This is a genomic window from Georgenia sp. Z2081, from assembly GCF_055326445.1.
On the sequence record NZ_JBUZNK010000004.1, the window covers coordinates 146,593 to 166,587 of the forward strand.

At 72.9% G+C, this 19,995-nt stretch carries 16 protein-coding genes and 1 tRNA gene; 15 read left to right on the forward strand and 2 right to left on the reverse strand.

What is annotated here, in order from left to right:
• Genes ACZLKG_RS07720 through ACZLKG_RS07750 form a run of 7 tightly spaced genes read left to right on the forward strand, consistent with a single transcriptional unit; the run spans nucleotide 1 to nucleotide 10,459 of the window.
• On the forward strand, nucleotides 1-1,269 hold the full coding sequence (locus ACZLKG_RS07720) for an MFS transporter (protein WP_463648407.1): 1,269 nt from the start codon (nucleotides 1-3) through the stop codon (nucleotides 1,267-1,269).
• On the forward strand, nucleotides 1,266-5,012 hold the full coding sequence (locus ACZLKG_RS07725; protein ID WP_463648408.1) for a nitrate reductase subunit alpha: 3,747 nt from the start codon (nucleotides 1,266-1,268) through the stop codon (nucleotides 5,010-5,012). The genes ACZLKG_RS07720 and ACZLKG_RS07725 overlap by 4 nt, the downstream gene beginning before the upstream one ends.
• Before the next feature lie 27 nt (nucleotides 5,013-5,039).
• A complete protein-coding gene (gene narH / locus ACZLKG_RS07730; RefSeq protein WP_463648409.1) occupies nucleotides 5,040-6,668 on the forward strand; it encodes a nitrate reductase subunit beta in 1,629 nt (542 codons plus the stop codon).
• Nucleotides 6,668-7,564, forward strand: coding sequence for a nitrate reductase molybdenum cofactor assembly chaperone (gene narJ / locus ACZLKG_RS07735; protein ID WP_463648410.1), 897 nt, complete (start codon nucleotides 6,668-6,670; stop codon nucleotides 7,562-7,564). The genes narH and narJ overlap by 1 nt, the downstream gene beginning before the upstream one ends.
• On the forward strand, nucleotides 7,564-8,295 hold the full coding sequence (narI, locus tag ACZLKG_RS07740; RefSeq protein ID WP_463648411.1) for a respiratory nitrate reductase subunit gamma: 732 nt from the start codon (nucleotides 7,564-7,566) through the stop codon (nucleotides 8,293-8,295). The genes narJ and narI overlap by 1 nt, the downstream gene beginning before the upstream one ends.
• Nucleotides 8,295-9,155: an NTP transferase domain-containing protein gene (locus tag ACZLKG_RS07745; RefSeq protein WP_463648412.1), complete on the forward strand. Its 861-nt coding sequence runs from the start codon at nucleotides 8,295-8,297 to the stop codon at nucleotides 9,153-9,155. The genes narI and ACZLKG_RS07745 overlap by 1 nt, the downstream gene beginning before the upstream one ends.
• The gene (locus ACZLKG_RS07750; RefSeq protein WP_463648413.1) at nucleotides 9,152-10,459 is read left to right on the forward strand and encodes a molybdopterin molybdotransferase MoeA; all 1,308 of its coding nucleotides are present in this window, start codon (nucleotides 9,152-9,154) and stop codon (nucleotides 10,457-10,459) included. The genes ACZLKG_RS07745 and ACZLKG_RS07750 overlap by 4 nt, the downstream gene beginning before the upstream one ends.
• A 69-nt stretch (nucleotides 10,460-10,528) precedes the next feature.
• On the opposite strand, the gene ACZLKG_RS07755 is transcribed toward ACZLKG_RS07750, so the two are convergent.
• Nucleotides 10,529-12,340, reverse strand: a complete 1,812-nt coding sequence (locus ACZLKG_RS07755) for a glycoside hydrolase family 15 protein (RefSeq protein ID WP_463648414.1) — start codon at nucleotides 12,338-12,340, stop codon at nucleotides 10,529-10,531.
• A gap of 340 nt (nucleotides 12,341-12,680) precedes the next feature.
• Here ACZLKG_RS07755 and ACZLKG_RS07760 point away from each other — a divergent pair, with 340 nt between their 5' ends.
• Both ACZLKG_RS07760 and ACZLKG_RS07765 read left to right on the forward strand, forming a co-directional pair.
• Nucleotides 12,681-13,202, forward strand: coding sequence for a hypothetical protein (locus tag ACZLKG_RS07760; RefSeq protein ID WP_463648415.1), 522 nt, complete (start codon nucleotides 12,681-12,683; stop codon nucleotides 13,200-13,202).
• Between the two features lie 124 nt (nucleotides 13,203-13,326).
• Nucleotides 13,327-13,677, forward strand: coding sequence for an antitoxin (locus tag ACZLKG_RS07765; RefSeq protein ID WP_425709553.1), 351 nt, complete (start codon nucleotides 13,327-13,329; stop codon nucleotides 13,675-13,677).
• A 547-nt stretch (nucleotides 13,678-14,224) separates the two neighbouring features.
• Here ACZLKG_RS07765 and ACZLKG_RS07770 read toward each other — a convergent pair.
• A tRNA-Leu gene (locus tag ACZLKG_RS07770) sits at nucleotides 14,225-14,309 on the reverse strand.
• Nucleotides 14,310-14,630: 321 nt separating this feature from the next.
• On the opposite strand from ACZLKG_RS07770, the gene ACZLKG_RS07775 reads away from it, so the two are divergent.
• From ACZLKG_RS07775 to ACZLKG_RS07800, 6 genes are all read left to right on the forward strand, one after another.
• Nucleotides 14,631-15,302, forward strand: a complete 672-nt coding sequence (locus ACZLKG_RS07775; RefSeq protein WP_463648416.1) for a TetR/AcrR family transcriptional regulator — start codon at nucleotides 14,631-14,633, stop codon at nucleotides 15,300-15,302.
• Nucleotides 15,303-15,439: 137 nt separating this feature from the next.
• Complete coding sequence (locus ACZLKG_RS07780) at nucleotides 15,440-16,219, forward strand: hypothetical protein (protein ID WP_463648417.1); 780 nt, start codon at nucleotides 15,440-15,442, stop codon at nucleotides 16,217-16,219.
• Between the two features lie 144 nt (nucleotides 16,220-16,363).
• A complete protein-coding gene (locus tag ACZLKG_RS07785) occupies nucleotides 16,364-17,368 on the forward strand; it encodes an ABC transporter ATP-binding protein (protein WP_463648418.1) in 1,005 nt (334 codons plus the stop codon).
• Nucleotides 17,365-18,129, forward strand: coding sequence for an ABC transporter permease (locus ACZLKG_RS07790; protein WP_463648419.1), 765 nt, complete (start codon nucleotides 17,365-17,367; stop codon nucleotides 18,127-18,129). The genes ACZLKG_RS07785 and ACZLKG_RS07790 overlap by 4 nt, the downstream gene beginning before the upstream one ends.
• On the forward strand, nucleotides 18,126-19,328 hold the full coding sequence (locus ACZLKG_RS07795; protein WP_425709649.1) for a sensor histidine kinase: 1,203 nt from the start codon (nucleotides 18,126-18,128) through the stop codon (nucleotides 19,326-19,328). Before ACZLKG_RS07790 ends, ACZLKG_RS07795 begins: the two co-directional genes overlap by 4 nt.
• On the forward strand, nucleotides 19,325-19,930 hold the full coding sequence (locus tag ACZLKG_RS07800) for a response regulator transcription factor (RefSeq protein WP_425709650.1): 606 nt from the start codon (nucleotides 19,325-19,327) through the stop codon (nucleotides 19,928-19,930). Before ACZLKG_RS07795 ends, ACZLKG_RS07800 begins: the two co-directional genes overlap by 4 nt.
• Nucleotides 19,931-19,995 lie beyond the last annotated feature (65 nt).

The following is a 19,995-nucleotide window of genomic DNA, read 5'->3' on the forward strand; positions in this document are numbered from 1 at the left end:
GTGGACGCAGGTTCGGGCTCCGCAGTCACGGACACGGGCCGAGGGCCGCGCACGCGGGCGCTCGTGCTGGCGACCGTCGGCTTCATGCTGAACTTCTGGGCCTGGGCGCTGCTGAGCCCGTTGGGCTCGACCTTCGTCGAGAAGGGTCTGACGGCGGACTCGGCCCTGCTCGTCGCGGTCCCGGTGCTCGTCGGCTCGCTCGGCCGGATTCCCGTCGGCGCGCTCACGGACCGGTACGGCGGTCGCGTGATGATGCCGCTGATCTCGGTCGTCAGCATCGTCCCGGTACTGTTCCTCGGATTCTTCGGGCAGGACAGCTACACGGCCCTGCTCGTCGGCGGATTCTTCCTCGGAATCGCGGGGACGGTGTTCGCCGTCGGTGTGCCCTTCGTCAACGCCTGGTTCCCGCCCAGCGGGCGCGGCCTCGCGCTGGGGATCTACGGCGCCGGCATGGTCGGCACCGCCATCTCGGCGTTCACCACCGTCCCGCTCCACGTCGGCGCGGGCGAGACCGTCCCCTTCCTCGTGGCCGCGGCCGTCCTGGCGCTCTACGCCGCTCTCGCCTGGTTCCTCATGCGCGACGCCCCGGCCTGGACGCCCTCGAGGACGTCGATGGTCGCCAAGGTGCGGGGCGCAGCCGGCCTGGCCCTCACGTGGCAGGCGATGTACCTCTACGCCATCGCGTTCGGCGGGTACGTCGCCTTCTCGGTCTATCTGCCGACCTACCTGCAGAACGAGTACGGCCTCGAGGCCGGCGACGCCGCGGCCCGGATGGGCGGGTTCGTCGTCCTGGCCGTCGCCTGCCGCGTCGTCGGCGGCCTGCTCGCCGACCGCATCGGTGCCGTGACGACACTGCTCATCTCCTACGTCACCGTCACCGCCATGGCGCTCGTCCTCAGCGTCAACCCCTCGCTGTCCGGGATCGGCACGGTCGCGTTCCTCGTCATGGCGATCGGGCTCGGGCTGGGCACCGGCGCCGTCTTCGGTCTCGTCGGCCAGGCTTCCGACCCGGCGAAGGTCGGCGCGATCACCGGCCTCGTCGGTGCCGCCGGCGGTCTGGGCGGCTTCGTCCCGCCACTGATCCTCGGCCAGCTGTGGATCAACCAGTCCAACTACGGGCTCGGCCTCCTGGCCCTGGCCGTGGCGGCGGCCGGCGCCGTCGTCATCACCCTCATGGTCGGGCGCGCGGCCCGCCGACGCGCCGCCACCGACGACACCGACGTCGAACCTCACGACGCGCAGGACCAGGACCACGGGAGGACCTCATGACAGTCCGGGACACCGAGCGGGACTCCGAGCGGGGCACCGCGCCCGGCCTCGACAGCTCGCTGACGGACGCCCTCATCGGCGTGCGCAAGATGTTCTCCCGGGCCCCCGTCAGCCCGGACAACCGGGAGATCCACCTCGAGGGCGGGCGATCCGGCGACTCCTTCTACCGGGACCGCTGGAGCCACGACAAGGTCGTCCGCTCCACCCACGGCGTCAACTGCACCGGGTCCTGCTCGTGGAAGGTGTACGTCAAGGACGGGATCATCACCTGGGAGTCGCAGCAGACCGACTACCCGTCGGCGGGGCCGGACCGACCCGAGTACGAGCCCCGGGGCTGCCCGCGCGGTGCCTCCTTCTCCTGGTACACCTACTCGCCCACGCGGGTGCGCTACCCGTACGTGCGCGGCGAGCTCGTCCGGCTCTTCCGCGAGGCGCGGAACCAGGTCCCGGGCGGCGACCCGGTCCTCGCCTGGCAGTCGATCGTCGAGGACCCCGAGAAGGCCCGCCGCTACAAGTCGGCCCGCGGCAAGGGCGGTCTCGTGCGGGCCACCTGGAAGGAGGCCGTCGACATCGTCGCCGCGGCCTACGTCTACACGGTCAAGGAGCTCGGGCCGGACCGGGCGACCGGCTTCTCCCCGATCCCCGCGATGAGCCAGGTGTCGTTCTCCTCCGGCGCCCGCTTCCACCAGCTCATCGGCGGCTCGATGCTCAGCTTCTACGACTGGTACGCCGACCTGCCGCCCGCCTCGCCCCAGGTCTTCGGCGACCAGACCGACGTCCCGGAGTCCGGGGACTGGTGGGACGCCTCCTACCTCATCATGTGGGGCTCCAACGTCCCCCTCACCCGGACCCCGGACGCCCACTGGATGACCGAGGCCCGGTACCGCGGCCAGAAGGTCATCTCCGTCGCGCCCGACTACGCGGAGAGCGTGAAGTTCGCCGACGAGTGGCTCGCGCCGCACCCGGGGACCGACGCCGCCCTCGCGATGGCGATGGGGCACGTCATCCTGCGCGAGTTCTTCGTCGAGCAGCCGACGGAGCGGTTCACCGACTACGTCTCCCGCTACACCGACCTGCCGTTCCTCGTCGAGCTCACCTCAGGCGAGGGCGGCGCGTGGCAGGCCGGGAAGTTCGTCGTCGCGGACGACCTCGGCGCCGAGCTCGTGGGCGAGGAGGCCGACACCGAGCACGCCGAGTTCAAGCCCGTCATGCTCGACGCCGTCACCGGCCACCCGGCCGTGCCCGGCGGCACGCTCGGCCACCGGTTCGCCGCCGACGGCGAGGGCCGCTGGAACCTCGACCTCGGCGACCTCGTGCCGGCCCTGAGCCTCATCGAGCACGCCGAGCGATCCGTCGAGGTCGCGCTGCCCCGGTTCGACACCGCCGACCAGGGCGAGGCGCACGACGTGCTGCGCGGCGTCCCGGCCCGCCGCGTCGGCGGCCGGCTCGTCACCACCGTCTACGACCTGCTGCTCGCCCGCTACGGGGTCGCTCGCCCGGGCCTGCCCGGCTCGTGGCCCACGGGCTACGAGGACGCCACCCAGCCCGCCACCCCGGCCTGGCAGGAGGCCATCACCGGCGTCCCCGCTCAGGCCGCGGCCCGGATCGCCCGCGAGTTCGCCGCCAACGCCCGCGACTCCGGCGGCCGCTCGATGATCATCATGGGCGCCGGCACGAACCACTGGTTCCACTCCGACACCATCTACCGCACGTTCCTCACGCTGACGAACCTCACCGGCTGCCAGGGCGTCAACGGCGGCGGCTGGGCGCACTACGTCGGCCAGGAGAAGGTCCGACCTATCAGCGGCTGGCTGCACCTGGCCAACGCCCTGGACTGGTCGCGGCCCCCGCGGCAGATGACGCAGACGACCTACTGGTACATGCACACCGACCAGTGGCGCTACGACCAGTTCGGCGCCGACCGGCTCGCGGCACGGACCGGGGCGGGCACGTTCGCCGGCACGACGACCGCCGACGCCGTCGCCCTGTCCCAGCGGCTCGGCTGGCAGCCGTTCTTCCCCCAGTTCGACATCAGCTCCCTGGACGTGGCCGACCGCGCCAAGGAGGCCGGCCAGGAGACGATCCCCTACCTCGTCGACCAGCTGCGCGACGGCCACATCCGGTTCGCCGCCGAGGACCCCGACGCGCCGCAGAACTACCCGCGCATCTGGTCGATGTGGCGCGCCAACACCCTCGGCAGCTCGGCGAAGGGCGACCAGTACTTCCTCAAGCACCTGCTCGGGGTCGACAACGACGTGCGGGCCGAGGAGACGCCGCCGGAGTTCCGGCCCCGCGACGTCACCTGGCGCGACGAGGCCCCCGCGGGGAAGATCGACCTCCTGCTCACGCTCGACTTCCGTATGACATCGACGACGCTGCACTCCGACGTCATCCTGCCCGCGGCCACCTGGTACGAGAAGCACGACCTCTCGACGACGGACATGCACCCGTTCATCCACTCGTTCAACCCGGCGATCTCCTCGCCGTGGCAGTCGCGGACCGACTGGGAGGCGTGGAAGACGATCGCCGAGCGGTTCAGCCAGCTGGCGGTCGACCACCTCGGCACGCGCACCGACGTCGTCGCCGTCCCCCTCCAGCACGACTCCGCCGACGCCATGGCGGCCCCGCGCGGGAAGGTCCTGGACTGGAAGAAGGGCGAGTGCGAGCCGGTCCCGGGCCGGACGATGCCCCGCCTGGTCGAGGTCGAGCGCGACTACGCGACGATCCACGAGAAGTACGTCTCCGTCGGCCCCCTGCTGGAGAGGCTGGGCATGACGACCAAGGGGCTCACCTACGACGTGAAGGAGTTCGTCGCCGAGCTCGGCGCCCTCAACGGGCGGGTGGAGTCCGGCGTAGGGGCCGGGCAGCCGAGCATCGAGACGGACCTGCAGGCGGCGGAGTTCATCCTGCGGCTGTCCGGCACCACCAACGGCGAGATGGCGCTGCAGGGCTTCCGCACCCTCGAGCGGCGCACCGGCGTCCAGCTCGCCGACCTCGCCGAGGAGAACGCGGGCCGGCACGTGACGTTCAAGGACACCCAGGCCGCCCCCGTGCCCGTCGTCACCTCGCCGGAGTGGTCCGGGTCCGAGACCGGTGGGCGGCGCTACTCGCCGTTCACCATCAACGTCGAGAAGAAGAAGCCCTGGCACACCCTGACCGGGCGCCAGCACTTCTACCTCGACCACGACTGGCTGCTCGAGATGGGCGAGTCGCTGCCGGTGTTCCGTCCGCCGCTGGACATGACCGCCCTGTTCGGCGAGACGCGGGTCGGCGAGCGCAGCGGTGGGGGCATCGCGGTCCGCTACCTCACGCCCCACAACAAGTGGGCGATCCACTCCATGTACATGGAGAACTTCTTCATGATGAACCTTTCGCGCGGCGGGCAGACGATCTGGATGAGCGTCGAGGACGCCGAGGCGGTGGGGATCGCGGACAACGACTGGATCGAGGCCGTCAACCGCAACGGCGTGGTCTCGGCGCGCGCGATCGTCAGCCACCGCATGCCGCGCGGGACGGCGTACATGCACCACGCGCAGGACCGCACCGTCAACGTGCCCCTGTCGGAGACGTCCGGGCGACGCGGCGGCATCCACAACTCCCTCACGCGGATCATGCTCAAGCCGAGCCACCTCGTGGGCGGGTACGGGCAGCTGGCCTTCGCCTTCAACTACTACGGCCCCACCGGCAACCAGCGCGACGAGGTCACCGTGATCCGGCGTCGCACGACCCCGGTCGAGTACTGAGCACGCGGATCGGACAAGGAGCGAGACATGCGAGTGATGGCCCAGATGGCGATGGTCATGAACCTCGACAAGTGCATCGGGTGCCACACCTGCTCGGTCACGTGCAAGCAGGCGTGGACCAACCGGCAGGGCACGGAGTACATCTGGTTCAACAACGTCGAGACGCGGCCCGGCCAGGGCTACCCGCGCGGGTACGAGGACCAGGAGAAGTGGCGGGGCGGGTGGGAGGTCGGCCGGGGCGGCCGGCTCCGGCTCAAGGGCGGGGGCCGCGTGAGCAAGCTGCTGCGGATCTTCAACAACCCCAAGCTGCCCGGCATCGAGGACTACTACGAGCCGTGGACCTACGAGTACGACAACCTGCTCTCCTCGCCGCAGCAGCAGCACATCCCGACCGCTCCCCCGAAGTCGCTCATCACCGGCGAGCGCGTGCAGGTCCAGTGGTCGGGGAACTGGGACGACGACCTCGGCGGCACCTACGCGGCCGGCGACAAGGATCCGATGCTCAAGGGGCTTCAGGACAAGGTGAAGCTCGAGTTCGAGAACACCTTCATGTTCTACCTGCCGCGCATCTGCGAGCACTGCCTCAACCCCAGCTGCGCCGCCTCCTGCCCGTCGGGGGCCATCTACAAGCGCGAGGAGGACGGCATCGTCCTGGTGGACCAGGACCAGTGCCGCGGCTGGCGCATGTGCGTCTCCGGCTGCCCGTACAAGAAGATCTACTTCAACCACAAGACCGGCAAGGCCGAGAAGTGCACGTTCTGCTACCCCCGCATCGAGGCCGGTGAGCCGACGGTGTGCTCCGAGACCTGCGTGGGTCGTCTGCGCTACATCGGGCTCGTCCTGTACGACGCCGACAAGGTCACCGCCGCCGCCTCGGTCGAGGACGAGCACGCTCTCCTCGAGGCACAGAAGGACGTCCTCCTGGACCCGAACGACCCCGAGGTCCAGGATGCCGCCGAGCGCGCCGGAATCCCCTACGACTGGGTGCAGGCCGCCCGCAGGTCCCCGGTGTGGCGCCTCATCAAGGAGTTCGAGGTCGCGCTCCCGCTGCACCCGGAGTACCGGACCATGCCGATGGTCTGGTACGTCCCGCCCCTGTCCCCGGTGGTCGACGTCGTGCAGGAGACCGGTGCCGACGCCGAGGACGCGAGCACACTGTTCGCGGCGATCGACCAGATGCGCATCCCCGTGGAGTACCTGGCGAACCTGTTCACCGCAGGCGACGTCGTCCCGGTCCAGCGGGTGCTCGCCCGGATGGCCGCGATGCGCTCCTACATGCGGGACATCAACCTCGGCGGCGAGCCCGACGAGGAGATCGCCGAGGCCGTCGGCATGACCGGTGCGTCGATGGAGAAGATGTACCGGCTGCTGGCGATCGCGAAGTACGACGAGCGCTACGTCATCCCGGTGGGCCACTCCGAGCAGGCCCACCAGCTCGAGGGGGTCGGGACGGACTGCCCGCTCAACTCCGACGGCGGGCCGGGCATGATGCACCTGCCGGAGCAGGACATGGGCATGGCCGGTGTCGGGGTGCCCGCCGGTCCGGTCGACACCCGGCCGACGGAGTCCGGCCGCATCAACCTGCTCAACTGGGACGGGAGGGGGACGCCGTCCGGGCTGTTCCCCTCCCGCCGCCCGGCCGCGGGGACCGCCTGATGGGTGCCCTCGCCCGCCTCGTCGAGCGCGCCTTCCCCGGCGTCGCGGGGCGCGCGGACGGCGCTGCCGGCGCGCCCGGACGCGACGCGCCCGGGCACGCCGCGTCCGGGCGCGCCGGGTCGACACCGGTCCGCAGGGCGTCGCGGCCCGGCACGACCGCCGCCGGGGACCCCGTCGAGGAGACCCGGGCGGTGTGGGCCGCGGCGTCGTGGCTCATCGACTACCCGGGCGACGAGCTGCTCGCCCGCCTGCCCGACCTGCGCCGGCTCGTGACGCGCCTGCCGGGGCGGTACGCGGACATGCTCGAGCCCGTGCTCGACGAGCTGGCCGCCCCGGACGTCGACGACCTGCGCTCGAGCTACGTCGACACGTTCGACACGCGCCGCCGCGGGTGCCTGCACCTGACGTACTTCAGCCACGGCGACACGCGCCGCCGGGGCCTGGCCCTCGTCCGGGTGAAGGACGCCTACCGGCGCGCCGGGCTCATCGTCCGCGACGACGAGCTGCCCGACCACCTCACCCTCGTGCTCGAGCTCGGCGCCGGCCACGACGCGGCGGCCGCGGAGAAGATCCTGCTCGCCAACCGTGCCGGCCTCGAGCTGCTCCGCCTCCACCTGGCGGACATCGGCTCGCCCTGGCACGGCGTCGTCGAGGCCGTGTGCGCGACGCTGCCCGAGCTCGACGGCGAGGACCACGAGGCGGTGCGCCGCCTCGTCGAGGAGGGACCGGCCGAGGAGCTCGTCGGCCTCGACGGCTACGGGGCGGAGCACGACATGCCGCCCCTCATGCACGGCGACGACGGCTGCTCCGGTCACGACCACGGGAACGGCCACGTGGAACCGACGACCTCCCCCTCGGGCCATCCCCTGCTGCCGCTCGTGAAAGGAGCACGGTGATGAACGAGCCGTCGACGCTCGACACCGTCATGTGGGTCATCGTCCCGTACGTCGCGCTGGCGTTCTTCGTGCTCGGGCACATCTGGCGGTGGCGCTACGACCAGTTCGGATGGACGACCCGGTCGAGCCAGATCTACGAGTCGAGGCTGCTGAGCATCGGCTCGCCGATGTTCCACTTCGGGATCATCGGGATCTTCTTCGGCCACGCCGTCGGGCTCGGGATCCCGAAGTCCTGGACCGACGCCGTCGGACTCTCCAACCACATGTACCACATCATGGCGATCACGATCGGCCTCGCGGCGGCGGTGGCCTGCGTGGGCGGCCTCGCGCTGCTCATCTACCGGCGGCGCACGAACAAGCGCGTGTTCGGGGCGACGACCCCCATGGACAAGGCGATGTACCTGCTGCTGACGATCACGATCCTCGCCGGCGTCGGCGCCACGGTGGTGGACTCCGCCATCGCCAACTACGACTACCGCGAGACGATATCGGTCTGGTTCCGCCAGTTCTGGACGCTCCAGCCCGACCCCTCGATCATGGCGGGGACGACGCTCCTCTTCCAGGTCCACGTCTTCTCGGCCGTCCTGCTGTTCGCCCTGTGGCCGTTCACCCGGCTCGTGCACGTGTTCAGCGTGCCGCTGGGCTACCTCACCAGGCCGTACATCGTGTACCGGTCGAAGTCCGGTGTGCCGCCGCAGGGCCGCCGGGGCTGGGAGGAGGTGAACTTCTGATGACGGCCGCCATCGTCCTGGCCGGCGGGGAGGGCAGACGCCTCGGCGGCGTGTCCAAGCCGGACGTCACCGTCGGCGGCCGTCGGATGCTCGACCTGGTCCTCGAGGCGCTCGCGCACGCCGCGCCGCGCGTCGTCGTGGCCGGCGCGGGCGTCGAGGTGCCCGCCGACGTGCGGCGGACCCTGGAGGACCCGCCGCTCGGCGGGCCGGCCGCAGGCATCGCCGCCGGACTGCGGGCCCTGGGTGCGCCGGAGGTGGGGGCCCTCGACGACGAGGTCCTCGTCCTCGCGTGCGACCTGCCGGGCGCGTCGAGCGTGGTGACGGCGCTGGAACGGACGGGACCGCTGCCCGACGGCGTCGACGGGATCCTCCTGGAGCGCCCGGACGGTCGCCGGGAGTGGCTCGCGCTGCGGGCCAGGGTCGCGTCCCTGCGCCGTGCGCTCGACGAGCTGGGCGACCCGCGGGACCGGTCGGTGCGCGACCTTCTCGCCCCGCTCACCCTGGCGACCACGCCCGCACCCGGGACGCAGGCCGACGACGTCGACACCCCCGCCGACCGACGCACGTGGGAGCAGCGGGTCCGGCGGTCCGGGCGCCCGCCGGTCACCGAGCAGGAGGACTGGGCCGCGCGGCTGCACCCGTGGGTGGAGTCGGCCTGCCGAGAGCTCGGTCTGCCCCCGGGACTCGTCGATCCCGGTCCCGACGTCGACACCGTGCACGTGCTCACCGGGGAGGTGGCCGAGGGCGTCCAGCGGTCGATGGCGCCGGTCTCGGCGTATCTCGTGGGCGTGGCCGTCGGCCGGGGCACGTCGCTGCCCGAGGCGGTCGACGCGGTGCGCCGCACCCTGAGGCCGGCATGACCGCCCCGTCCCGGCACCGCGTGCCGGTCGCGGACCGCGGTACCGGCGTACCCGTGTCTGAACACCTCGCGCAGGTCCTCGGCCTCGGGCGCGCCTACCTGGACGCGCGCGGCGCCGTCGAGCCGGAGGAGACGCTGCTCGCGGACGCACCGGGGCGGATCCTCGCGGGCGCGGTGCCGGCCGCCGTCGCCGTCCCCCCGTTCACCGCCTCGGCGATGGACGGGTTCGCCGTACGGGCCTGCGACATCGACCTGCTGCCCCACGACGCTCTCGAGCTCCCCGTCGCCGGGGACCTGCCCGCCGGGGCTGCGCCGCGGGCGCTCCCGCCCGGGGCGGCCCTGCGGATCATGACGGGCGCCGCGCTGCCGGCCGGGGCGGACGCGGTGGTCCCCGTCGAGCTCACCGACCACCGCCCCGGCCCGGGCCCCGCCCCGGCGCGGGTGCGGCTGACCGAGCGGCCGAGCGTGGGCGCGCACGTGCGCGTCGCGGGCGAGGACGCACGGGTCGGCGACGTCGTCCTCACCGCGGGCGAGCGGGTGTCCCCCGCGCACGTCGCGGCCGCCGCAGCGGTGGGGCGCGCGACCGTGCCGGTGGTGCCCAGGCCGCGGGTCCTCGTCGTCGCCACGGGTGACGAGCTGAGCCCGCCGGGCACGGTGCCCGCGCCCGGCCGCGTCCCGGACTCGGGCGGCCCGATGCTCGCGGCCCTGGTCGCGCAGGCCGGGGCGGTCCCGGTGCTCGAGCGGTGCGCGGACGACGTCGGCGCCCTGCGCGCGACGCTCGCGCGCGCGGGCACGGACGCCGACCTCGTGCTCACCTCCGGCGGGATGTCGCAGGGCGCCTACGAGGTGGTCCGGGAGGCGCTCGGGCAGCGCCTCACGCTCCATGAGGTCGCCATGCAGCCCGGCCGCCCCCAGGGCGCGGGAGCGCTCGACGACGACCGCTGCGTGCCGGTCCTCGCGCTGCCCGGCAACCCGGTGAGCACCTTCGTCAGCTTCTACGTGATCGTGCGACCCCTGCTCGCTCTGCTGTCCGGGGCCGACCCGGCGGCGGCCGGCCGCAGGGTGCCGGTGGTCGCGGGACGCGCCTGGCGCACCCGCGCCGGCCGACGGCAGTACGCGCCCGTGGCGCTGCGGCGGGTCGGTGACGAGCTCGTGGCCGAGCCCCCGCACCCGCTCGGTGCCGGCTCGCACCTGGTGGCGAGCCTGGCCCGGGCCGAGGCCCTCGCCGTCGTGCCCGAGGAGGCCGACCGCGTGCAGCCCGGCGATCGCCTCGAGGCGCTGCTCGTCCGCGACCTCTCCCGCTGAGGCACCGCCGGGCGCTACCGGGCCGCGCTCGGTCACCTGGCCCGGTTCTCGGCCTCCTGCCCCGAGGCGCTAGCTGTCCGCGGCCTCGAACGCCGATTCGGATCGGCGGTCGAGCGCGTCGGCGGCCCGCACCAGGCCCAGGTGGCTGAACGCCTGCGGGAAGTTGCCGGCGAGCCGGCCCGCCCGCGGGTCGTACTCCTCCGCGAGGAGCCCGAGGTCGGACTCGGTCGCGACCAGGGCGTCCATCATGCGCCGCGCCTCGTCGACCCGCCCGGTGCGGGCGTACTGCTCGACGAGCCAGAACGAGCAGATGAGGAACGGGTACTCGTCGCCGGCCAGCCCGTCGAGCCCGGAGGCCGTCCGGTACCGGTGCAGGAAGCCGTGCGCGTCGAGCAGGTCGTCCTCGATGCGGGCCACGGTGGACAGCATGCGCGGGTCGTCGTAGGCCACGAATCCGATGTGGGCGAGCTGCAGCAGCGACGCATCGACCTCGGTCGAGCCGTAGGTCTGGGTGAACGCACCGATGTCGTCGTTCCACCCGCGGGTGAGGATCTCCTCGCGCAGCAGGTCCCGGCGCTCCCGCCACGCCTCGACGTCGCCGTCGAGCCCGTGCCGCTCGACCGCGCGGACGCCACGGTCGAACGCCGCCCACATCATCGCGCGGCCGTGGGTGAAGTACGCAGGCTCGCCGCGCATCTCCCAGATCCCGTGGTCCTTGTCGTCGAACCGGTCCCAGGCGTAGTCGAGGAGCGCCTTCTGCAGGCCCCAGGAGAACTCGGTCTCCTCCAGTCCCGCGTCACGGGCGAGGTCGAGCGCGACCATGACCTCACCGACGACGTCGGCCTGGTACTGGTCGGCCGCCCCGTTGCCGATGCGCACCGGCCGCGAGTCCTCGTAGCCGTCCAGGTGGGTGAGCTCGTGCTCCGGAAGGTGCCGCGAGCCGTCGAGCCCGTACATGATCCTCAGGTCACGGGGGTCACCGGCCATGGCACGCAGCAGCCAGGTACGCCATGCGTGGGCGCCGGTGACGAAACCGTGGCTGAGGAGGGCCTCGATCGTCAGGGCCGAGTCACGCAGCCAGACGTACCGGTAGTCCCAGTTTCGGCTACCGCCGAACTCCTCCGGGAGGGACGTCGTCGGCGCCGCCACGATGCCACCGGTCAGCCGCTCGGTCAGCGCCCGCAGCACGAGCAGCGAGCGGCGCACCCGGTCCGCGTACGGACCGCGCGCGTCGATCCGTGCCGCCCAGGCGCGCCAGTAGGCGATCGTCGCGACCGGTGTCAGCGTCTCGGGCCGCGGGGCGGCGTCCGGGAGGTAGGACGGCGACCAGCTGAGCACCCAGGTGTGCTCCTCGCCCTCCTCCATCGCGAAGTGCCCGCGGCAGGACCCGTTGACCTGCTCGAGGGCCGGGCCGCGCAGCGCGAGCGAGTCCGGGCCGGCGACCGCGTGGATCTCCGTGCGGCCGTCCACCTCGAGCGTCTGGAGCCACGGCGTCGCGGCGCCGTAGTCGAACCGCAGCCGCAGGTCGTGGGCCACCTCCACGCGCCCCCTCGTGCAGGTCACGGTACGCACGAGGTCCGCCGTCGGGGCCGCGGGGTCCTCGTCGATCGGCAGGAAGTCGGTGACGGTGAGCGTCCCGGTCGGCGTGGACCAGTGGGACTCCAGCACGAAGGTGTCGTCCACGTAGTCGCGGGAGACGAGCTCGCCCTCGGGCGGGGCGAGGAGCCAGCGCCCGTCCTCGCGCGTCCCGAGGATCGCGGTGAACACCGCCGACGAGTCGAACCGCGGGAAGCAGAGCCAGTCGATGCTGCCGTCGCGGGCCACGAGGGCGGCCGTGCGCTGGTCGGACAGCAGGGCGTAGTGCTCCAGGGGTGTGCTCACGGGCGGACCTTCTCGTTCGGGGGGTGTCGGGGTGGACGTCGGGGTTGTCGCCGTCGGACGGTGCGGGCCAGAAGCGGAACGTGCCGGGACCGGTGCGCCGGAACCTGCGGCACGGCGATCGTCCAGGCTAGCCGCGTCCCCGGGCGCGCGGTGCACGTACCCAGAGCCCCGCGCGTCGCGCGGTCAGGTCGGTCAGGTCGGTCAGGTCGGTCAGGTCGGTCAGGTCACGATCCGACGACCGTCGGTCACCGATGTGCCACGAGGGACCAGCCGCGCCGGGCCCGCGTCCACCATGGTTGTCACCGTCCCTCCCCGGGCGGTCCGCCACCTGGAGGACACCGTGCGACGACCGACCGTCTCGTTCGTCACCCTCGTCGGCGCGACGCTGCTCGCCGGATGTTGGTCCACTCCCGTTACGGACGTGACCGCACCGCCGGAGGAGAGGTCGTCGGACGAGGCTCGATCCGACGGCACGTCGTCGGGCGGAGCCGGGTCCGACGACGGCAGCTCACCCGACCCGGACACCTTTGCCGTCCCCACCTGGGCGCACTCGCCGGGCCAGCCGGTGATGGAGGCGCTCAGCATCGGGAACGTGTTCGCCTCCCCTGAACGGTGCCCGGTATTCGCGGGTGACAGCGGCTACGACGGCGACGGGACGGGGCTGATGCTGCCCAACGCGATCGGGCGGGTCACCGACGACGGCCTCGTGGTCGAGTACGAGATCGAGGGAGAGCGACGCGTCGTCGCCCTCGACGGCAGCGAGCAGAGCTTCGGCGGCGGGCACGGCACCCCGGAGAACGAGGCCGAGTGGGAGCGCGTGTGCCCGCACACCCCGGTCAGTGCGATCTGGCAGGGATCCTGAGCGGAGCGACGCGATCGCCGAGGTCGGACGTCATCCGCCAGACTGGCTCCCCGACCGATGACCGGCCCCGTGGACCCGGCGGCCGATCGAGGAACACGCAGGACACGACGACGAGGAGACCGGCATGGGGATCGGCGACTACCTGAACAAGGCCAAGGACGCTCTGAGTGGCGAGCGGGGCGAGCAGCTGCTCGACAAGGTGGAGGGCGCGGCACGCAAGGCCACCGGCGGCAAGCACGACGGCATGATCGACAAGGCCCGCGACGCCGCCGGCAACGCCCTCGGGCACGACGACGACCGTGCGCGGGAGGCAGGGGCGGACGGTACCCAGGCCGCGGGGAACGGACGTGCGCAGGACGCGGGCGCCGGGAGCGACGACGCGCCGGACGCCGGCCGGGAGGCCGAGGCGAGCGCCGACCGCGAGGGCGGGACCGCCGATCGCGGCACCGCGCCGGACGCCGACAACCGGGGCTGATCACGCCGACGCCCGAACCGACGCGAACGACCGGCCCCCGAGCTGGGGACCGGCCGTGTTGCGTGTCCGGAGGGGTGTGTGGTTCCAGGACGTCGTGAACGGGTGTCCCCGGACATCGTCAACGACAGCCCCCTGCCGGACTCGGATGTCCCACGACATCGTGAACGGCAGCGGCGCACGAGGTCCTCATCACAGCGGTCACCGTCCAGAAGCTCTCCGCTGCGCACGCCAGCGAGAGGGCAACACACGTCCACGGGATGCGTCGAACGGGCGCCCACGGTCCAGACAGATCGAATGGGCAGGAACACGCACGTGGGAGGCCCGCCTCGTGCAGGCTGCTGCCCACTCGACGCAGGTTCGTCCCGACAGCCACCAGACGCATCGGGTCGAGAGGGCGCTGACATCCACAGGGGAGCGCCGCCACATGCGATCTTGCGACCGTCGACGGCGCCCCAGCCCGCACCGTCCACGGCCACCAACGACAAAACGGCTGAACCCCCGCCACCGGGGGTTCAGCCGTTCGCGATGTCCTGGGACATCACATGCGTGTCCGGAGGGGGACTTGAACCCCCACGCCCTAATACGGGCACTAGCACCTCAAGCTAGCGCGTCTGCCATTCCGCCACCCGGACAGGGTGTCTGTTCGGCTCCCGGATCGCTCCGCGTCACCTGAACAACGACGGAAACTCTAACACGCGGCCTCCGCCGATCCACGGTCGTGCCGGGCCACCAGGACGTGAGTCGCGGCACGCTCGTGCGCGCCCCGACCGGGGCCGTCGACACCCGGTCCGCCCGCCGCCGACCGCACACTCGACGACCACCAACCGCACACTCGGCGAACCGGGGTTGGCGGGTCGGGCTTGACAGCGTCACCGCTCGACCGGACGATACCGACACCTGAATCGCTTGTCAGGTTCGCGGTCTGCCGGCCCCGCCGATCCGAGGAGGCTCGCATGAGCGCCCGCCCCACCACCGCCCGCGGCACCCGGACCAGGGCCACGATCCTCGCCGCCGCGACGGACGTGTTCGCCAAGCACGGGTACCACGACGCCTCGGTCGCACGGATCACCGAGCGCGCCGGCGTGGGCCAGGGGACGTTCTACCTGTACTTCGACACCAAGCTGTCGGTGTTCGAGGAGGTCGTCCGCGACCTCAACTCCCGGGTCCGCCGCGCGATGTTCACCGCGAGCTCGGAGGAGGACGACCGCCTCGCCGCCGAGCGCGCGGGCTTCGCCGCCTTCTTCCGGTTCACCGCCGAGAACCCCGCGCTGTACCGGATCATGCGGCAGGCCGAGTTCGTCGCCTCGGACGTCCTGCACATCCACTACGAGACCATCGCCCGCGGGTACACGTCCGGCCTGCGCGCCGCCCAGGCGAGCGGCGAGGTCGCCGCCGACCTCGACCCGGAGGCCGTCGCCTGGGCCCTCATGGGGGTCGGCGAGCTCGTCGGCATGCGCTGGGTGATGAGGGAGCGCGACGCCGACGAGCCCGGGCCACCGCGGTCGCCCGAGCACGGGCTCCCCGAGAAGATCTTCGACTCGGTCATGGCCGTGGTCGAACGCGGGCTCCGGCCGCCGGAGGACCCGGCCTCCACCAGCACTGACTCTCAAGGAGAGACGCCGTGACCAGCATCAACGGCAAGCGCGCAGTCCTCACCGGAGGGCGACGCGGCACCGGCCGCACCCCACCGTAGGATCTGCGCGTGCCGTCCCCCACACACGTGCCGTCCCCGCGCGCCGTCGCGGGCCGGGGGCACTGACCCGTGCGGCCGGACGAGATCGAGGCGCTCCGTGACGCGGGCGGCCGCCGGACGCGGCGCCAGTGGCTCGTCGTCGCCCTCGTCACGGTGCTGGTCGCTCTCGTCCCGGTCGGGATCTACGTCGTCACCGGCAATCTCGACCACCTGCTCGGGAACAGCGAGGAGGTCACCGCGCGCGTCGAGCGGGTCGAGACCGACGGTAGCTGCCGGGGGCGGCCGGTCGACCGGCTCGACGTGGAGGTCAGCTGGACGGTCGACGGCACCTCCGGGCACGGGTCCTACTCCCGGAGCGACGAGCGGCTCGCGGTGGGCGACTCCGTCCAGGTGTGGGCCGCACCGAACGGCACCATGTCGCCCGAGTCCCCTACCGAGCTCCGGTCCGGCCTCCTGGTCGGCAGTGTTCTCCTCGCGCTGGCCGGCGCAGGGAGCGGCGCGGCGATGATCCTCATGAACCGGGGCCGGCGACGACGCCTGCTCGCCGCACGGACCGCTCCGCTGGGCCCGCCCGTCCGCGTCCGGGTGAAGCAGCTCGGACGCGGGCGGGCCACCGTGCGCCTCGTCGACCCGGCCCCCGGGGTGGTCGATCCGAGGCCCAGCGCCGTGCCGGTCATCCACTTCCGGCCCGGGCGTCGGCCCGGGACGATGACCACGTTCGGGATCCTCGGCAAGTGGTGGCTGCACGTGGCGCCGATCGGCGACCCCCGCAGTCAGCACGGCGTCCTCGTCCGGGGCGACGAGCGCCTGTGGGTCGAGCTCCGCCTGCCCCCGCGGAAGCGGCAGTAGGCGCGGATCCCGCCTGCTCCCTCGCCCCGGCACCTCGTCCCGCGCCCCTCGTCCCGCGCGACCGATCCCGCCTGACAGGTGTCACACGGACCTCGTGACACCACCCCATCGCGAACTCGCCCGCGCCACGCCCATGCTCGGGGCATGACCGCACCTGCACCCGCCGCTCCGCCGTCGGTCCCGCCCGCCGTCGAGCTCGTCGGCCTGCGCAGGACGTTCGGCACCGGACAGGGCGTCGTCCGGGCCGTCGACGGGCTCGACCTGACGATCGCCCCGGGCGAGGTCGTCGCGTTCCTCGGCCCCAACGGTGCCGGCAAGACGACGACGCTCGACATCGTCCTCGGCCTGACCGAGGCGAGCGCCGGGACCGCCCGCGTGTTCGGCCGTCCCCCGCGCGAGGCGGTCGCCGCCGGGCGAGTCTCCGCGGTCCTCCAGTCCGGCGGCCTGCTGCGGGACCTCAGCGTGCGGGAGACGGTCACCCTCGTCGCGTCGACGTTCCCGTCCCACGAGCCGGTCGACGACGTCATGGCGCGCGCCGGCATCTCGGGCATCGCGGGCCGAAGGATCGCCAAGTGCTCCGGCGGCGAGCAGCAGCGCGTGCGGTTCGCGCTCGCCCTGCTGCCCGACCCGGACCTCATCGTCCTCGACGAGCCCACCGCCGGAATGGACGTCGCCGCCCGCCGCGACTTCTGGTCGACCATGCACGACGACGCCGACGCCGGGCGCACGATCGTCTTCGCCACCCACTACCTCGAGGAGGCCGACGCGTTCGCCGACCGGATCGTCATGGTCGCCGACGGCCGCATCGTCGCCGACGGCACGACGGCGCAGATCCGGTCGCGCGCGTCGGGTCGGACGGTGACGGCGGACGTCGATCCCGACCGGTTCGACGCGACCGTCGCCGGCCTGCGGGCGCTGAAGGGCGTGCACTCGGTCGGGGCCGACGGCACGCGGGTCGCCGTACGTGCGACCGACACCGACCTCGTCGCACGGACGCTGCTCACCGAGCTCGGCGGAAGCAGCCTCGAGATCACCTCGGGCTCGCTGGAGAGCGCGTTCGTCTCGATCACCGGTCGCGCCCCGCTCGACAGTCCGGACGGCGACGACGTCGCCGGGGCCCGCGCCTCGACGCTCGGAGCCACGCGATGAACGCCACCTACTTCCGCATCGAGATGACGCGGCTCGGCCGCGACGTCACGGCCCTGTTCTTCGTCGGGATCCTGCCCGCGGTCCTCTACGTGATCTTCGGCGCCGTGCAGTCCTACGGCGAGATCGAGCTCGCGCACGGCAACGTGGCGATGACCGTGATGATCGCGATGGCCGCCTACGGCGCGGTCACCGCCACGACGAGCCTGGGCGGGATGGCCGCGGTCGAGCGGATGCAAGGCTGGGGCCGGCAGCTGGGGCTGACCCCGATGACCGACACCGGGTTCGTCGCAGTCAAGGCCTCCGTCGCGCTCGTCGTCTCGCTCGTCCCGGTCACACTCATCTATGTCCTCGGCGCGGTCACGGGCGCCTCGGGCGACCCCGCGGCCTGGGTGCTGTCCGCCGCGGTCATCGTCGTCGGGGCCGTGACGTTCGCGCTGTTCGGCCTCGCCGTCGGCCAGATCTTCCGCAGCGAGGCGTCGGTGAGCGCAGCGTCGGGCCTGCTCGTCGTCCTCGCCTTCCTCGGCAACGTGTTCTTCCCGCTGTCCGGGATCATGCAGCAGATCGCCACGTTCACGCCGCTCTACGGCTACGTCGCGCTCGCCCGCCGGCCCGTCACCGACGGTGTCCCGCTCCAGACCGGGATGGGCGACCCCGGTCCCGCGGAACCCCTGTGGGTACCCGTGGTTAACCTCGTCGTGTGGACGATCGTGTTCGCCGCCCTGGCGGTGTGGAGCGTGCGGCGCGGACGGGCGCGCCAATGATCGACGAACGCGAGGAGCAGGACAGGAGGTCCGGGGCGCCGCACGTCGCGGACCCCCGGCCCGCCCCCGCGCAACCGGCCGACCGCTCGCCCACGCCCGCCGGGACCTCGGACGTGGACGAGGCCCGGTCGTCGACCGACCCGTGGGACCAGATCGGCTGGCTGATGGCCGCCATCTGGCTGGTCTTCCTCATCTTCCCGGTCCTGGCCGTGCTCGACCAGGTCGAGCCCGTGCTGCTCCAGGTGCTCGACCTCGTGCTCATCGCCGTCTTCGCGGTCGTCTACTGCTGGGCGTTCCGCACGCTCCCCGAGTGCGCCGGTCCCGACCGCGTCCGGCACGGCATCAGGTACCTCGCCGTGCTCGTCGTCCTGGCCGTGACGGTCGGCCTCTCGCTGGGATTCAACGCGTTCGCCATGTGCACCTACCTCGTGGCGCTCGCGATCTACACGTTCCCCCCGCTGCCCGGGATGATCTTCACGGCCGGCGTGCTCCTCGCGGCGACGCTCGGGCCCTGGCTGATCGCGCCCGCCGACGAACCCTGGTGGCTCTTCGGCCCGATCATCCTGCTCGTGGCGGTCGCCTGCTTCATCCCCGTGCGCCTCGACGAGCGCGCCGACCGGCAGCGCCGCCTCGAGGCCGAGCTGACGATCACCGCCGAGCGCGACCGCGTCGCCCGCGACGTGCACGATGTGCTCGGCCACTCCCTCACCGTCATCACCGTGAAGTCCGAACTGGCCGAACGGCTCGTCGACGTCGACCCCGGGCGCGCGAAGGACGAGATCGCCCAGGTGCGCTCGCTCTCCCGGCAGGCGCTGGCCGAGATCCGGGCCACCGTGGCCGGCCTGCGGGTCGCCCGCCTCGTCGACGAGCGCGAGGCCGCCCAGGTCGCCCTCGCGGGCGCCGGCATCGCGGTCGACCTGCCCGGCGACGCCGACGTCGTCGACCCCCGGCACCGCATCACCCTCGCGTGGGCCCTGAGGGAGGCCGTCACCAACGTCGTGCGGCACTCGGGGGCGAGCAGGTGCACCGTGCGCTGGTCGGGGTCGAGCCTCGTCGTCGACGACGACGGACGGGGCACGTCCGGGCGCGAGGGCAACGGCCTGCGGGGGCTGCGCGAGCGGGTCCGCCAGGCAGGCGGCACCGTGACGGTCGGCCCCGGGCCGGACGGGACCGGCACGAGGCTGGAGGTCCTGCTGTGATCCGGGTGCTGCTCGCCGACGACCAGGCACTCGTGCGCGGCGCGCTGGCCGCGCTGCTCGACCTCGAGGGCGACATCGAGGTCGTCGCCCAGGTGGGGAGCGGTGACGAGGTCGTCGCCGCCGCCCGCACGTCCGAGGCGCAGGTGTGCCTGCTGGACATCGAGATGCCCGGGCTCGACGGCATCGAGGCCGCCCGGGCGCTGGCCGCCGAGCTGCCCACCACGCGCTCGCTCGTGGTGACGACCTTCGGACGGCCCGGCTACCTGCGGCGGGCGCTCGAGGCGGGCGCGAGCGGGTTCGTCGTCAAGGACACCCCCGCGGGCGAGCTGGCCGAGGCCGTGCGCCGGGTCCACGCTGGGCTCCGGGTCGTCGACCCCTCGCTCGCGTCGGAGTCCCTCGCGGCGGGCGCGAACCCGCTGACGGACCGGGAGCGCGACGTGCTGCGCGCGACCCTCGACGGCTCGCCGGTCGCCCAGATCGCGGCCGCCGTCCACCTCTCGCCCGGGACGGTGCGGAACTACCTCTCGAGCGCGATCGGCAAGACCGGTTCGAGCACCCGGGCCCAGGCGGCACAGGTCGCCCGCGAGCGCGGCTGGCTCTGAGGCCGGCGGGTCCGGAGCAGGGCAGGCTCCGGGCGTGCGCTGGTCCGGACCGACCGCGGGCGCGA